The sequence below is a fragment of the Chitinimonas sp. BJB300 genome (genome assembly GCF_002735695.1).
Taxonomy (GTDB): Bacteria; Pseudomonadota; Gammaproteobacteria; order Burkholderiales; family Chitinimonadaceae; genus Chitinimonas.
The window spans coordinates 65,223-80,522 of the sequence record NZ_PDZH01000003.1 but is presented as its reverse complement, the minus strand read 5'-3'; the positions used below and the strand labels follow the sequence as shown (position 1 = coordinate 80,522).

11 protein-coding genes are annotated in these 15,300 nt (G+C 53.1%); 7 read left to right on the top strand and 4 right to left on the bottom strand.

Features of this window, described 5'->3' with window-relative positions; translation table 11 throughout:
- The first annotated feature begins 432 nt into the window (after positions 1-432).
- The 5 genes from CSQ89_RS01095 (at position 433) to CSQ89_RS01075 (ending at position 8,872) form a co-directional block, all read left to right on the top strand.
- The gene (locus tag CSQ89_RS01095) at positions 433-840 is read left to right on the top strand and encodes a CopG family transcriptional regulator (RefSeq protein ID WP_233202931.1); all 408 of its coding nucleotides are present in this window, start codon (positions 433-435) and stop codon (positions 838-840) included.
- Positions 841-903: 63 nt separating this feature from the next.
- A complete protein-coding gene (locus CSQ89_RS01090) occupies positions 904-2,025 on the top strand; it encodes an extracellular catalytic domain type 1 short-chain-length polyhydroxyalkanoate depolymerase (RefSeq protein ID WP_233202930.1) in 1,122 nt (373 codons plus the stop codon).
- 178 nt (positions 2,026-2,203) lie between these two features.
- A complete protein-coding gene (locus CSQ89_RS01085; RefSeq protein ID WP_255408610.1) occupies positions 2,204-2,497 on the top strand; it encodes a collagenase in 294 nt (97 codons plus the stop codon).
- A 1,068-nt stretch (positions 2,498-3,565) separates the two neighbouring features.
- A complete protein-coding gene (locus CSQ89_RS01080) occupies positions 3,566-6,223 on the top strand; it encodes a collagenase (protein WP_158228851.1) in 2,658 nt (885 codons plus the stop codon).
- Between the two features lie 258 nt (positions 6,224-6,481).
- Entirely contained in the window at positions 6,482-8,872 is a 2,391-nt protein-coding gene (locus CSQ89_RS01075; RefSeq protein WP_099404343.1) for a phosphocholine-specific phospholipase C, read from the top strand.
- Between the two features lie 526 nt (positions 8,873-9,398).
- On the opposite strand, the gene CSQ89_RS23645 is transcribed toward CSQ89_RS01075, so the two are convergent.
- From CSQ89_RS23645 to CSQ89_RS01065, 3 genes are all read right to left on the bottom strand, one after another.
- Positions 9,399-9,737, bottom strand: a complete 339-nt coding sequence (locus CSQ89_RS23645) for a cation transporting ATPase C-terminal domain-containing protein (protein WP_308418101.1) — start codon at positions 9,735-9,737, stop codon at positions 9,399-9,401.
- On the bottom strand, positions 9,737-12,163 hold the full coding sequence (gene mgtA, locus CSQ89_RS01070; RefSeq protein ID WP_308418100.1) for a magnesium-translocating P-type ATPase: 2,427 nt from the start codon (positions 12,161-12,163) through the stop codon (positions 9,737-9,739). The genes CSQ89_RS23645 and mgtA overlap by 1 nt, the downstream gene beginning before the upstream one ends.
- 915 nt (positions 12,164-13,078) lie before the next feature.
- A complete protein-coding gene (locus CSQ89_RS01065; protein WP_099404342.1) occupies positions 13,079-14,152 on the bottom strand; it encodes an alkene reductase in 1,074 nt (357 codons plus the stop codon).
- A gap of 59 nt (positions 14,153-14,211) precedes the next feature.
- Between CSQ89_RS01065 and CSQ89_RS01060 the strand changes: the two genes are divergently transcribed.
- Both CSQ89_RS01060 and CSQ89_RS22345 read left to right on the top strand, forming a co-directional pair.
- Positions 14,212-14,571, top strand: coding sequence for a hypothetical protein (locus CSQ89_RS01060; RefSeq protein WP_143747043.1), 360 nt, complete (start codon positions 14,212-14,214; stop codon positions 14,569-14,571).
- Positions 14,564-14,713, top strand: coding sequence for a hypothetical protein (locus CSQ89_RS22345; protein WP_158228850.1), 150 nt, complete (start codon positions 14,564-14,566; stop codon positions 14,711-14,713). Before CSQ89_RS01060 ends, CSQ89_RS22345 begins: the two co-directional genes overlap by 8 nt.
- 72 nt (positions 14,714-14,785) lie before the next feature.
- Here the strand turns inward: CSQ89_RS22345 and CSQ89_RS01055 are convergent, their stop codons facing one another.
- Positions 14,786-15,196: a lysozyme inhibitor LprI family protein gene (locus CSQ89_RS01055; RefSeq protein ID WP_099404340.1), complete on the bottom strand. Its 411-nt coding sequence runs from the start codon at positions 15,194-15,196 to the stop codon at positions 14,786-14,788.
- Between the last annotated feature and the right edge of the window lie 104 nt (positions 15,197-15,300).

Here is a 15,300-nt window from a genome sequence, read left to right as displayed (position 1 = left end):
TCACCTGGTCGTGGCTCACTGCACCACCTACCATCGCCGACAAGCCCGTTGCTGTCGCCGCACCAAACGTGCTCAGCAAATAGTCGGTGTACAAATCGAGTTCTTTGTTCTTCATGGCGACAGGTTAGCGTATGCACTGCGTAACATCAGTGATTAATCAAAATCCGTCAGGTTCGTTTTTAAATCCGCCTTAACAACGCCCTAGTTAGCCTTTGTGAAGCATCCCCTCCAATCAAACAAAGTGCGTTAAAACACTCTATTTTCTTGCCCCCAGCAGCGGAAATAGCCATCTGATTTTTCCTTGAGCCTGGGTTAGAACTAACTTCAACTTCATGAATCAGATTTGCTGCACCGCAACATTTAACTTGACCTTTGCGTATATTCATTTAGCATACCTTCCATACGGATGGTAATTAGATGGTAGGGGACGCGATGAAAGACGAGCGGACAAAAGCCGGTGAAACAGAAAAGATGACGATCAATCTCGGTGTGATCGACCTCGGGCAAATCGATCTACTGGTACAGGAAGGGTTTTATTCCAACCGTACCGATTTCATTCGCACCGCCGCACGTAATCTGTTGGCCACGCATGCGGATGTCATCAAACAGACCGTTGCCCGCAAGACGTTGACGCTAGGCTTGCAGCATTACAATCGCCACAAGTTGGAAATGGTGCAGACACGGGGAGAGAAACTGCAGATCCATGTGGTCGGGCTCGTCAGCATTGATGACGATGTATCGCCAGATCTCGCGCTGGTAACGATTGAGTCAATTTATGTGCTGGGTGTTTTACAAGCCAGCACTGCTGTCAAGGCCGCTTTGGCTGAACGTATCTATTGAACTTGATCGCCCCTTGCTTTTACTGGGTACCGATCTTGAGAGAGTCTGAAAATGATTGAACGAATGCAAGACATGCTGCGAGAAGCAGCGCGCCTGACTTCTTCCGGTCGCTTACGGGATGCAACAACACTGATTCAGCATAGTTTGCGGGTAAAGACAGCACCCATTATCCCCAAAGCCCCTCCTGTAGATGACAACATGACTATCGAGGGGACCTTTCAGATCATTGATACACCAGGGGAATACACTGACTTCACTGACCCCCCCCCGCAAAATGCACCTACAGGGGATAAGGAAAGCGGGTTCTTTTCCGGGACCTACGGTTGCTCGTCAGGCGAGCGCGCGTACAAGCTATATGTCCCTCACGCCTACCAGGGGCAGCCCTTACCGTTGTTAGTCATGTTGCATGGTTGCAAGCAAAATCCTGATGACTTCGCAGCCGGTACCGACATGAATAGTATCGGCGAGCATCACCAATGCTTTGTGCTGTACCCTGGTCAGTCCAGCCAAGCAAATAGCTCGGGCTGTTGGAACTGGTTTAGACACAGCGACCAACAACGTGGCTATGGCGAACCCGCCATCATTGCCGGCATGACGCAAGAAATCATGTGGCGCTACGGTATAGACAACAAACGTGTGTATGTAGCTGGCCTATCGGCAGGTGGCGCCATGGCATTGGTGATGGGTACAACCTACCCCGATATATATGCCGCAGTAGGGGTACATTCCGGCATTCCTTATGCCGCAGCGACTGATATTCCTTCCGCACTCGCTGCTATGCAACAGGGCTTGGGGAAACGGGAAAAACGATCGGGGCGGCAGTCAACCACAAATACGCTGCCGACTATTGTCTTTCACGGCGATAGCGATAAAACGGTACATCCGATGAATGGGGACCAAGTCATCAAGCAAGCCCAGGCAGGGTTCGACAATGGCACTACTCCCAACCCATCCACCCGGCAGGAAAAGGTACCGGACGGCCGTCACTATTCCGTTACCGTACATCACAACGAAAAGAGTGAGCCATCAATTGAGCATTGGGTTATTCATGGCGCTGGACATGCCTGGTCGGGTGGTAGCACGCAAGGCAGCTATACTGACTCACTGGGGCCTAATGCAAGTCAAGAAATGGTCAGGTTTTTCTTGCAACATCCTGCCCCACCTAGCGGTAGTCTGCGCGACTGAGCAGTCAGGTCAGCCCATCGTGTGGTGGATAGAAAGCTTGGCGAAATACTTCTCGCACTAGAATGAATATGCTGAAGCCATTGAGGTTTCCCACCTAAAAACCTACTCCCTCTGAACCATTTTTCGTAATACCTACAACATGGGGGACTATTAAAACCGTTCCTATCAATAGGGCTATCTGCCTGTACGCTGCATGTTTGAGCGCCATCGTACTGATATTGAAATGGTTGCTGCTTTACTGCGGGCCGGCAATTACGATGAATATGGCAATGGCATATGCTCGCAAATCGGTACACGCTATGACGGGGAATTCAACACTTGGCTTGATAGTGTCAGCAATAGCGGTACCTTTGCCGGTGCGGCCTATGGTAGTGATAAAAAAACAATGCCAAGGGTGGACGGCAATGAGCGGCCAGTTCCTACTACCCCTACACCAGTGCCCACGCCTACTCGTAAGGTATTTGATATCTAGCCGCAATATCGCCATTGCGATCAAACGCAATACAACGGCAAGGCCTACACTTACAACGTGTTAATAGACAGACACAACCGGGAGGGCGACTATGCATTGTATAGCGGCACCTCTGCTCCAGTCGCTCACGACCCAAACTCCCTTCAGAACCCGTGATAACTGGGTCCCCTCGTTCTGGCAGGAAAGTCAGCTTCCTACAGGCAGCGGCTCAACAGGGCAGTTCAGTACCTCTCAGCAACCATGCTCAACTCAAACGACGCTCGAGGACAGAACTTACCGCTTCGCTATCAAGGTAGATGGCAATCCCTCAACAGCCTACTACCTGTACTGTGGCAACTACTCACCGGCTACCTGTCTGAGAGCAACGCCGTATGTGTCGTCTAATGGCCGGGCAATTGGGTATAGGCAGTAAAGTGCGAAAGGTGGATAGGCATAGTACCCATCCACCCTTTGGCCTGGGTTCAAAATGCCAAGGTCAGCCCCCGCTGTTACTGGGTTAGAAATCACTTTTTGTGTATCACGTCAGTAGCCTAATTTCAGAACCCAAGCTCAATTAACGCCTTCTCGGATATACCGGTTCCTAGCGCTAACCTGCCTAACCCCACCAACAACTCACTTTGTTTTATTCACCCAGTTCTTGGCTTAATAAACGAGGCGGCTCATCGCCCATTACCCTGTCAGTCCTATTCCACATAGCACCGTAGTGCTTCATTTGCTCTATCTAGCCACCATTGTGCACCTCATGCCATAACTAGCGCACAAGCCCCAACTGACAGTCGGTTGAACTTCTCGAAACCCGCACCAGTGCTTGTGAACAGCCAGTTACCTTCCTAATGCAATAGAGCGACCAACCAAATAAATGGCTTAGATGCCAATTTATACCGGATTATGCCTTTGACATACTCAATGCCTTTGTCATAACCTGCAGCACCGTTTTCGTAGATCAGAATACGGTGTTGTTTTCATGTGGTGGTACGCCTGCTTATGGGACGGTTAGACCTTATTTGCTGCGCTGCCTTCCCAAATCGAACACTGCTTTCCAACATCGTTATTCGGAGCACTGCTGATATGACCATTACACTCAAACGCACAACGCTAGCTTGCTTAATGGCACTAGGTTCACTGACAAGTAATCTCGCCCTGGCCGATGTCGGCTTACCCGAGAATACCATCCAAATTCACGGGGCTGTAAAAACCGCAAAGCAAACTCAACAATCAGAAAATCTTAGTCCTAAGGCAATGGCTCGGATGATGGCCGACTCTGCAGATACTCCCTGCGATGTTGATGAAATAACCAGATACCGCGGCAGGGATCTGATAGAGAAAGTCATATCCAAAGAATGTAGGCAACAAATATTTGGCGCCTCCGACGCACAAGCATCCATTTTATTCCACGAATCAATAATGTTGGATATAGCCAGAGAATATCGCCGGCTTGCTGCCAACTACAACAGTACTAATGAAACTCAAATTGATAAACTGCAGGAATACTTGCGTGCAGGTTATTATCGCCAGAACACCTTAAACTTACCAAAGTATAGTAACACGCTGAAGAATGAAATCGTTCCCGGCCTGCGTTCACTGCTGACTTCCAATAACTCGCGTAGGATTTCGCAAGGTAATGGACAAGTCTTGGCAGGCTCCTACAAAATGATCCATCTCCTTGGTGAAATAACCAATTTCCTACCGATAATCAAAGCGAAAATGGATGGAGTCACTACTGAATTTATACGAAGTGAATCTCGTCTTTCAAATTCCACTTATTATCTAGCGGAGTTGATTCAACGCATCAAAAATGTCCCCGACGCCGTTGCCATAGTCAAGCGCGATACCAGCTACCTTAAAACCTTCAGTAACCTGATACGCAACAGTGAGTCTCTAATAGGTACCGAGAACGAAGAAATACTTGTTGAAGCCATGGTGGGGCTGGGAAACATGCTGGAATCGACGGAACTCAAGCAAGAAGTCCTTCCCATAATGCGTGACGCCTTAGCCCGCTATAGCTTTCAAGGGTATGGCGATAGGATTTGGATCACCGCCGCCTTGAAGTTAAATAGGTACGATAAGAAGAATTGCAGCAGCTACAACGTGTGCGATGTCAAAGAGAGATGGGAAAAACTAATACTGACCAACCAACGCAACTGTGCACCCAATATCAAGATCCTTTCGCAAGGGTTCTCTGATGCCAACTTGACTGAGTCCTGCAGACTGCTGCTAGAGGAGCATCGGTTGTTCACCCAATCCATGTTTGGGTTGGAGCCGAGTAAGGCCAATATCATCCCCACCAAATTCAACGCAGGCTTAGAAGTGATTGCCTTCAAATCACTGGAGGACTACAAACAGTACGGCGGCGCTGTCTACGGCATCTCTACCAATAATGGCGGTATCACCATGGAAGGGAGCCCTAACATTCCTGGCAATATTCAGCGCTTCTACGCCTTTCACAAAGACGATATAACGAGTGGGCCTGTAGGCAATAAACTACTTTGGAACTTGGAACACGAATTTATCCACTACGTCGATAATATCTACAACTTCAAGTCCTACGCTGATGCTACCAATAACAGCAAAATCGTATGGTGGATGGAAGGCGCGGCAGAATATTTCACGTACAAGAACAACAACACAGCTGCTATTGAAATTGGCAAGAAAAAAACCTATCCGCTCAGCACGATCTTCCAGAATACCTATGACATGCCAGACTACTTGGTACGTTGCTACAAATGGGGCTATCTAGCTGTACGTTTCATGTTTGAGCGTCATCGCGACAACATCGAACAACTTCTCGCGGCTCTACGGTCGGGCGATTATAAAGAATATAATCGCATTCTATTGAACCAAATCGGTACCCGTTACGACAGCGAGTTCAATAGCTGGCTCGACACAGTTAACACTGGCGGTACCTTTGCGGGTGAACGCTACTACGGCGGAAGAAATAATGCCAAGGGCATTGATAACGAAAAGTCAGGCCCCTCTGGCAAAACCACTTTCGAGGCCGAAGAAAAGTACTTCAATGGTGACGTAGTCATGTATGACGGTAAGAATTACAGACTCTCCATCGTGTCCGATGGAAAACCAAACCCCACCTTTTACATTTATGGCGTTGATGCTGCGCCAACCCATCCGGCCTGGCGCAGTAAACAAGATGGCGGCCGCACCGTAGCTCAGTGGGTATTAGATAATGGTGGCACCACTACCCCAACCACAACGACCACGCCGACCAAACCGACAACACCTACGAAACCAACCACACCTACTACGCCATCCAGCAGCACGTTCGTCAATAACGCGCAATATCGCCATGGTGACCAGGTGGTGTTCAACGGCCGGAACTACGCCTTTAACGTTATCCTTGATGGCAAATCCACTACCAGCTACCCGATATTTGGTAGCACATGTGCCCCGGTTACCTGTACCAGCTACAGCCCGTTCAGGAACAGCGACAATCGTGTCCAATCCTACTGGCAAGAAGGACAGGTTGCTGGTGGTGGTACATCGACAAGTGGTGGCACAACATCAAGTGCCGATTCGTTCAACATCCGGCAACAGTATCGCGACCAGGACCAAACCGTATCCGGTGGCAGGACCTATCGCCTTACGGTTAAGGTAGATGGGCGGAACACAACCAAGTTCCCCCTGTATGGTGGAACTTGCGCCCCTGCGAGCTGCACTGCTTCAGTACCGTTTGTTTCGAGCGATCGTCGCTCAACAGCCTATTGGCAGTAAGGGCAGTTAGGTTGAACAGCCCTTGTACTTAGCGGCTGTTCAACCCTAGAACCTGTTCACGATCTGTCAGGCGCAGCTGTCAGCTGGGTGAAGTGCAGCGCAGAAAGCGGCATGTATTTAGATACATGAGAATTTCACGCAGTACATAAGCGCTGATGACAGTGGTGCAATAAGACCGTGAGCAGGTTCTACGGCCTTCAGGCCGCTAGCCACACCTCATCGCCCCCCTGTTAATTCGAAGTTAAAAAGCTTCCAACCATGTCTTCCCCCCAAATGGCTGATCCCGCCAGCAATATCGCTGGGCCGCAATATCGTCCGGCCATGCCTTTTTCTTCGCAAACACAGTTACGACCCATAACTGACTATCGAAATTCGCAACATCGTCTTCGGCCTCTCGCCCAGTGTCATAAGGCTGACTTGTTCTTCCCAAAGAATGCCGACATTCACTTACGCGGAGCAGACGATATGTCGGTAAAGAATCTTTCCCGTAGAAGCTTTATTGCTGCAGGGGCAATAGGCTTAGCCAGTGCACCCAGCTTTGCCCAAGTCATTGCGCGGGCCTTGGCTACACCCGCCAATCAAGGCGTTGGGGGTCTCAAGGATGTGGAACACATCGTCTTTCTGATGCAGGAAAACCGGTCGTTCGACCATTATTTCGGCAGCTTGGCGGGAGCACGCGGCTTTAATGACCCCCGTGCTATTCAACTGCCATCAGGCAAGCCAGTGTGGTATCAAACCAATGGCAGTAACTATGTGTTGCCTTATCACTTTGATGCACGCAACACCAATGCGCTGAAGGTAGGGCTTGACCATGCCTGGAAAGGGTCTGAAACCACATGGAAGGATTGGAATGCCTGGGTATACCGCAAAACTGCGCGCAGTATGGGGTTTTTCAACCGGAGCGATTTACCGTTCTACTATGCCCTGGCCGATGCCTTCACCGTATGTGATGCCTACCACTGCTCGGTGTTTGGCCCAACCGACCCCAACCGCCTGTATGCACTCAGCGGCCATTCCAATGGCTTTGTCACGGGTTTGCAGGATTCACGCTTGTACAACGTCAATAACGGAACCTACAACGCAGACATTACCAATGACAACCCCGCGGCAAAAGGATTGGAATGGCAAAGCTATGCCGAGGTACTGGAAGCCAATGGCATCAGCTGGAAGGTGTATCAGGAATGGGATAACTACGGCGACAACTACCTGCAGTATTTCAAGCACTTCCGGGTAGATGCCAATGGGCAGCGCCTATCGCCAGACAACCCGTTATACCAACGGTGCCGCGCCACAGCGGCGGGCTCGACCGCTGCCAATGCCCCCGGCACCAGCGGCCAATGGCTGATCGACGAGTTCGCCGCAGATGTGAAAGCCGACCGCCTGCCGCAAGTCTCATGGATTTGCGCCCCAACCGAATATTGCGAACATCCCTCCTGCTCACCCAATGCCGGCGAGCACTTTGCCGCTCGCCTATTGACTGCACTGGTGGATAACCCAGCGGTATGGTCCAAGACTGTCCTGATCATCACCTACGACGAAAACGATGGTTTTTTCGACCACATGCCCCCCACGATGCCGCCATTGAATTCAAGCCGGGGCCGCACCACCTTGCACAATGCCACGGACGGCGAAGTGTACAACAGCACCGAGCCTATCGGGCTCGGGCCGCGTGTGCCAACTTTGGTGGTATCGCCCTGGAGCAAAGGCGGCCGCCTCAATTCCCAGTTGTTCGACCACACCTCGATGATCCGCCTCTTGGAAGAGTGGCTGGTACAAGGCAAGGGGCTACCTCGCAACCAAGTGCAATGCAATGCCATATCGCCCTGGCGCAGGGCTGTATGCGGCGACCTAACGAGTACCCTCGTCTTCTCCAACCCCAATGCAACCTGGCCCAACAACGTGCCGCGTAATGCCGACTACTTCAAACTGGGGGGCGGCCGCGATGCCCTTCCACCGGCAGTACAAAGCGTACCCAAGCAGGAAGTATCAACCACCACCCAACCGCGCCTCGCCTGCCCCCTGCCCTATCAATCGTCAGTTACGGGTTCTGCCGTCGCCACGGCGGGCAAATACGCACTCAGCTTTGCCAACACAGGTACAACAGCGGCAGCTTTCATCGTCTACTCCGCCCTGCGCAATGATGGGCCATGGCATTACACTGTGGAAGCAGGCAAGCGGATTGACTGGGAAACCTGGACCTGGAACAGCAGCCAATATCACCTGAATGTTCTCAGCCACAACGGCTTTGCGCGGGAATTCGGCGGCAGCGTGGAAAGCCTGCCCCGCAAAGCGGAAGTAAGCCTGGAGGAGGTGCCCTCTGCCCGCTATGTGCGGCTGACTTTCCACAACAACGGCACTCAGGATTGCAGCTTCAAACTGGTAGACAACGCCTACGGCGACACGATGGTGAAGGTGATTGATGTTCCCGCCGGCCAAAGCCGTACCATCATCAAGTCGGTATACGCCAGCTATGGCTGGTATGACCTGGGCATCAAGCTGAAGGGGGACGACAGCTATTGGCGTCGCCTCGCCGGACACCTGGAAGGCGCAGGCCTTGATTACACCGACCCGGTACTGAACGGGCAGGCTTTGGCTGCCTCCTCACCACAACCCAAAGCCAATCTAATTTCCGGTGTGATGCCGCGGTAGTAGATGTATTTAGCCACTTTCGATTGCGCTAGAATGCATCGGTCTTGATTAAATGGAGTTCCACCTGTGGACAGTCCCAGTAGTCGATCTTTGATCGACAACACACAGGCACGGTAACTGCGAATCTCTCTCGCCGCTACCCTGCCGCAATGGCGGGTAGTGGCTTGAAGCTGCCGGTTCTCGGTGGCTTCGCAACGTTCCTAGATTTGAGGGGCGTCGCGCCCAACGACATAGGTAATGAGCATTCCGAGGAGGTTTTCAACGCCATATTGCCGATGCGCAACGGACTTTAGGCAGATTCTTAGCTATCGGACCAGCGATAGCCGTGCCCAGTCGTTGTGGCGCAGCCGTGTAGTTCTTGGCTCATAGGGCTTCCTTCCATTCCGGGGATGAGATTGAACCCTTTATCTCCGGGACTCAGCATCTGAAGCCAATTCTGGCTAATTGACCAGACGTCCGGGCCGCGAACACTCCCGGTCAAGAGGCTCTTCCCTTCGCGACACCTCCCTAATTCTGCTTCACCGGCTTACTGCCAGCCGTAACGGCGTGCGTAGATGCCCTTCATCAGCTGCGTCAGTCCCATATACGCCAGTAGGATGATGGGCAGGAACACAAAGTACAGCGGCGGCAGGGCTTGCAAATTGAAGTAGTGCGCCAGTAGGCCCATTGGCAGAAAGATGCCTACCGCCATGATGATTCCGGTCATCACCAGCAACGGCGTCGCAGACCGGCTCTGGATAATTGGTACCTTGGCAGTGCGAATCATATGCACGACCAAAGTTTGCGTCAGTAACCCGACAATAAACCAGCCTGATTGAAACAACGTCTGCTCAGCCGGCGTATTGGCCCCGAACACGAACCACATCAACGCGAAGGTGGCGAGGTCGAAGAGGGAGCTGATTGGTCCGAAAACACCATGAAGCGACCGATGTCAGCCGGCTGCCAGCGCTGTGGCTGCTTCAGCAATGCTACATCTACGTTGTCGAATGGAATGGCGATCTGCGAGATGTCGTACAACAGGTTTTGCACCAGCAGGTGCATCGGCAGCATCGGCAGAAAGGGGATAAAGGCACTGGCCACCAGCACTGAGAAGACACTGCCGAAGTTGGAGCTGGCCGTCATCTTGATGTACTTCAACATATTGGCGAATGTGCGGCGGCCTTCGAGCACACCTTCTTCCAATACCATCAGGCTTTTTTCCAGCAGGATGATATCGGCGGCTTCCTTGGCGATATCCACCGCCGTATCGACCGAGATACCGATATCGGCGGAGCGTAGTGCTGGGGCGTCGTTGATGCCGTCGCCCATAAAACCGACCACGTGACCGTTGGCTTTCAAGAAGCGCACGATGCGTTCCTTGTGAGACGGCGTGAGTTTGGCGAAGACATTGTGTTCTTCTACCGCCAGGGCCAATTCGGCATCACTCATGCGTTCGATGTCTCTACCCAGGATAACGCCGTGTTGTTCCAGGCCGACTTCACGGCAGATCTTGGCAGTAACCCGTTCGTTGTCGCCAGTCAGCACCTTGACTGTTATGCCGTGTTCGGCCAGTGCCTTGAGTGCTGATGCGGTTGATTCCTTGGGCGGGTCGAGAAAAGCGACGTAGCCGATCAGCGTCAAATCCGACTCGTCGGCAACGCCGTAGTTTTCTTTGGTCGGTGGCACTGCTTTGGCGGCGACAGCCACGACACGCAAACCTTCTTCGTTAAGATCGGCCGTTACCCGGTGGATGCGCGCCAGCATCTCGGCGGTAAGCGGTTCTATGGCTGGGCCATGGCGAACGTGCGTACAGGCCGACAATATTTCCTCAACGGCACCCTTGGTGATAAGTTCATGGTGATTATCCCGTTCGCTCACCACGACCGACATGCGGCGTCGGGTGAAGTCAAACGGGATTTCGACGATTTTGCGAAAGGCCGTTGCCACTTCCAGCTCGCGATGTATCTCGACGTGCTCCAGCACCGCCACATCAAGCAGATTTTTGAGGCCCGTCTGGTAATAGCTGTTGAGGTAGGCCATTTCCAGCACCTCCTCGGAATCGTTACCCCATACATCGACATGCCACGACAGGAAAATCCTGTCTTGGGTTAGCGTGCCAGTCTTATCAGTGCACAACACATCCATCGCGCCAAAGTTCTGGATAGCGTCCAGCCGTTTGACGATGACTTTCTTACGCGACAGGAATACCGCGCCCTTGGCGAGCGTCGAGGTCACGATCATCGGCAACATCTCGGGCGTGAGGCCCACGGCGATGGATAGCGCGAACAGCAGCGCCTCCATCCAGTCGCCTTTGGTGAAGCCGTTGATGAAGAGAACCAATGGTGACATCACGAGCATAAAGCGGATAAGCAGCCAGCTCACCTTGTTCACACCTGACTGGAATGCGGTGGGTGTGCGGTCGGTCGCAGTGACACGGCTGGCCAGTGCGCCAAAGTAGGTGCTGTTGCTGGTGCTGAGTATCACTGCCGTGGCAGCGCCCGACACCACATTGGTACCCATGAACAAGATGTTGTCCAGCTCTAGCGGGTTGATTGCCTGGGTGTCGTGCTGCACCGCGAATTTCTCTACAGGCAGTGATTCACCGGTCATGGCGGCTTGCGACACGAACAGGTCTTTGGCGCTTAGCAAGCGGCAGTCGGCCGGGATCATGTCGCCTGCCGACAGCACAATCACGTCACCCGGCACCAGTAACTTGATCGGTAGCTCAACACGCGACGTGGCTTTGAGGTGCTGGCTTGCGCCAGGATAGGGGGCGGTGTCGGCAATGGCCGTATCGGGTGCATCGCAGCGAAGCACCGTGGCCGTATTGCTGACCATCGCCTTGAGTTCGTCGGCGGCTTTGTTGGACTTGGCCTCTTGCCAGAAGCGCAGCAGGGTGGAAAGCACTACCATTGTGCCGATCACAATGGCGGCCTTGAGATCCTCGGTCAGGTAAGAAATGACAGCCAGCAGGGTCAGCAGCAGGTTGAAGGGGTTCTTATAGCAGTGCCATAGGTATAGCCACCACGGCAGTGGCTTTTCATGCTCGACTTCGTTTAGGCCGACACGTTCACGTATAACGATGGCCTGTAATTCAGTAAGCCCTTCGCTATGGCTGCCGAGCTGCTTAAGCAGTGTTTCGGGGTTGTTGTTGGCTGCAGAAACCAGGGTCTTGGTCAGGCTGGTGGGCACTTCGCGGCTGACGTCGGTCTGGGTCAGCGTATCGAGCAGGGCAAGGCGGCGGAAGTGCCGACCAATGTGACGGTTGCGTAGGAATCCCGCGAAGAATTCCTTTAACAGGGTGAAATTCATGTTTGCGCTCCAGCATGGCCTGCGCAGTTCACCCTGTCAGCAGGGCATTACGCAGGCGGAAAAAATCAGGGTCGGGCATCGTTGTTTGCTCGTTCTAAGTACCTGTTCAAGGTCTGGGACGCGATGGCGATTCAGCTTTGAGGACGCCGCCGGAATGCACCTATCGCAGTAAATTCCGCTTTCTCAGCCGCTTTCGCCTTAGCTCGTGAGGCGTTGAACAGGGTTTAGTAGACTTGCGGGTCAGTGGCAAAAGCGTCCTGACCAGGGTGCAAGCCGATGTAAAACCAGGGCGCTCAAGGCCTAGGCCTGGCGCAATGGTCGGTAGCGCGTTGCTGCGCAAAGAAATGAACTGGAAATGCATGCATACTCCCCTCAGCCAATGCGATAACACATTCGGCCGAATCTGTGCCGCAGGGCGCAGCACCAATTAAATCAAGGGAAAGTAGCAAAGCAACCGAGAGCCGGCTGCTTTAAGCCACTACCCGCCATTGCGGCAGGGTAGCGGCGAGAGAGATTCGCAGTTACCGTGCCTGTGTGTTGTCGATCAAAGATCGACTACTGGGACTGTCCACAGGTGGAACTCCATTTAATCAAGACCGATGCATTCTAGCGCAATCGAAAGTGGCAGAATATATCTGCTGCTGCAGCATTACACCGAAAGCTGAATGGGCTTTGGGTTGTGGGGAGGTGATACGGGCTGCCGTTCCAGCTTTCCAAATCAATCTGCTTGCCTGCTGCCACGGTGTAATGCCAGCCTCTTCCTGCCTATGGGCCCGCTGGCACACCAGTTCAAGCTGCAAGCCCTTGCCCACCAGTCAACTGCTGTAGTGAACGGGCTTCAAGGCCGCTTGCTACAACAGTTGACATCACTCACCGCGCCATTGCTGGCACAGGTGAATGGCGACATTTCCCGGCTTACGCCAATGCTGCTGCGTAGGAAAGCGCAGGGTAGTCGGTGTAGCCTGCCGCCCCCTCGCTGTAGAACGTTTTATCGTCCCATTCGTTTAGCGGCGCACCCGTTTGCAGGCGAGCCGGCAAATCCGGGTTGGCGATGAACAACTTACCAAACGCAGCCGCATCCGCCTCGCCCTTGGCAAGCAACTGAGACGCCGACGTTGGCGTCAAGCCTTCATTGGCAATATAGACACCGCCAAATGCTTGCTTGAGATCAGGGCCGAGGCGGCCTTCCGCCTGTGATTCACGCGCACAGATAAACGCAATCTTCCGCTTGCCCAATTCACGCGCCACATACCCGAAAGTCGCGGGCAGATTCGAGTCGCCCATGTCCAAAATATCCGCACGCGGGGCCAAATGCATGCCTACTCGCCCAGCCCCCCAAACCGAGATCGCGGCATCGGTTACTTCCAACAGCAAGCGCGCACGGTTTTCAATCGGCCCGCCGTACTCGTCCGTGCGGCGATTACTGCCATCCTGCAGGAATTGGTCCAATAAATAACCATTCGCGCCATGCAACTCCACACCGTCAAAACCCGCACGCTGGGCGTTGATTGCCCCTTGCCGGAACTGCTCGACGATATCCCGCACCTCGTGGGTATCCAGCGCATGCGGCACTACATAGTCTTGTAGCGGGCGAATCAAGCTGACATGGCCTTTGGCTGCAATCGCGCTAGGGGCCAACGGCAGGCGGCCATCCAGATAGTCTGGGCTGGAGATGCGTCCTACGTGCCATAGCTGCAGCAGAATACGCCCACCGGCCTGGTGCACACCCTGCGTAATCGCCTTCCACCCCTGGACTTGTTCCTCAGACCAGATACCGGGCGTACGCGGGTAGCCCACTCCCATGGGCGAAACAGCGGTGGCTTCCGAAATAATCATCCCAGCGCTGGCGCGCTGCACGTAATAGTCACGCATCAACGTATTGGGCACCCGGCCAGCACCGCTGGCTCGGGTGCGTGTGAGAGGCGCCATGATGATGCGGTTAGGCAGGGTGAAGTCGCCAACTTGAAGTGAGTCAAACAAGGTGTTCATAAACATATCTCCAATAACTTGGGTTGATTTACTTACCGGTTGGCAACGATGCGTGATCCATGATGTATTGCCAGCCACCATTAACGCGTGTGGCAATATCTGAAAAGCGTCCGTTGACCAGCACCGGCTCGCCAATTTCAATCGGTTCCAGCCTAAGGCTATATAGCCCCAACGAATTCATTTTCTTTAACCAGCCAAGCGCCACCCGCAGCTGGACTTACCTCGCCAAGCCCCCCGCCAAGTCCACCACCAGAACAAACCGACCGCGACCCATTCAGGTGCGCATCGCCGGGCGTTTTCAAACCAATAGCCCGGGATCGGTATACCAAGCCGTGCTGGGTGGGCTGGGCATCGCACAGATATCGGCATGGATGGGTGGTGGCCGTCATAACAGCGGGGTGGCTGTGCTTATTGCTTGAAGACTACGCCATTGCTGAAACGCCGATTCACGCCGTGTCCACTCAAAGCTCCCGCAACTCAGCGAAAGTACGTGCCGTCATTGATTTTTATGAAGCCATTTTCCGCGCCGACCCAAGCGTTGCCAGAAGTGCAATGGACTAGCGCCTCGTATACCTCTCACAGGGTAGGCCGATGAGGCTTTTAAATCGTTTGACTTTGAACAGGTTCCATCCTTCAAGGCAAGTACGCCAGCCATTCCTCCAGTTGCCGGGTACGGTCCTGCATTCTCTTCACCAAGCAAGCCGTTTCGTCGAAATTACGATCCGCCCCCGCTTCATTGACTACGTACCAAGCATTGCACTCACTATCCCGAAAGCGCAACCACTGCCGTTGCGCCTCAATAAACTTCGTTTTGAGCAAGGGGTAATCCAGGCCATCTTCTTTTGGCTTCGATATCGCTTTCAGCACTTTTTTATATGCCGCGTTGAGCGTTTTATCGGCTCGGTCGTACTCATTCTGGGTTCGTTCATGAATACAGAAGGGTTTTACGCTCTCTTCCGAACACTCCTCCGCCTGCGCCGCGAATGATGAAAGTAAAGGGATTACAATCGCAGCTAAGACACGCAAACGTAGATTCATAGTCATTTAAGGAGCACTCAGATTATTGAAGGGCTTGATTACACGTACGCGGTATTTTAGAAAAGCCAATGACAATAGTCATATCAACTGTGAAGCGCAGCCATTAATTT

Coding starts and splice junctions, on each gene's coding strand:
- CSQ89_RS01095 (WP_233202931.1), top strand. CDS start 433: ATGAAAGACGAGCGGACAAAAGCCGGTGAAACAGAAAAGATGACGATC.
- CSQ89_RS01090 (WP_233202930.1), top strand. CDS start 904: ATGCAAGACATGCTGCGAGAAGCAGCGCGCCTGACTTCTTCCGGTCGC.
- CSQ89_RS01080 (WP_158228851.1), top strand. CDS start 3,566: ATGACCATTACACTCAAACGCACAACGCTAGCTTGCTTAATGGCACTA.
- CSQ89_RS01075 (WP_099404343.1), top strand. CDS start 6,482: ATGTCTTCCCCCCAAATGGCTGATCCCGCCAGCAATATCGCTGGGCCG.
- CSQ89_RS23645 (WP_308418101.1), bottom strand. CDS start 9,737: ATGTGGTTCGTGTTCGGGGCCAATACGCCGGCTGAGCAGACGTTGTTT.
- mgtA (WP_308418100.1), bottom strand. CDS start 12,163: ATGAATTTCACCCTGTTAAAGGAATTCTTCGCGGGATTCCTACGCAAC.
- CSQ89_RS01065 (WP_099404342.1), bottom strand. CDS start 14,152: ATGAACACCTTGTTTGACTCACTTCAAGTTGGCGACTTCACCCTGCCT.
- CSQ89_RS01060 (WP_143747043.1), top strand. CDS start 14,212: ATGATGTATTGCCAGCCACCATTAACGCGTGTGGCAATATCTGAAAAG.
- CSQ89_RS01055 (WP_099404340.1), bottom strand. CDS start 15,196: ATGACTATGAATCTACGTTTGCGTGTCTTAGCTGCGATTGTAATCCCT.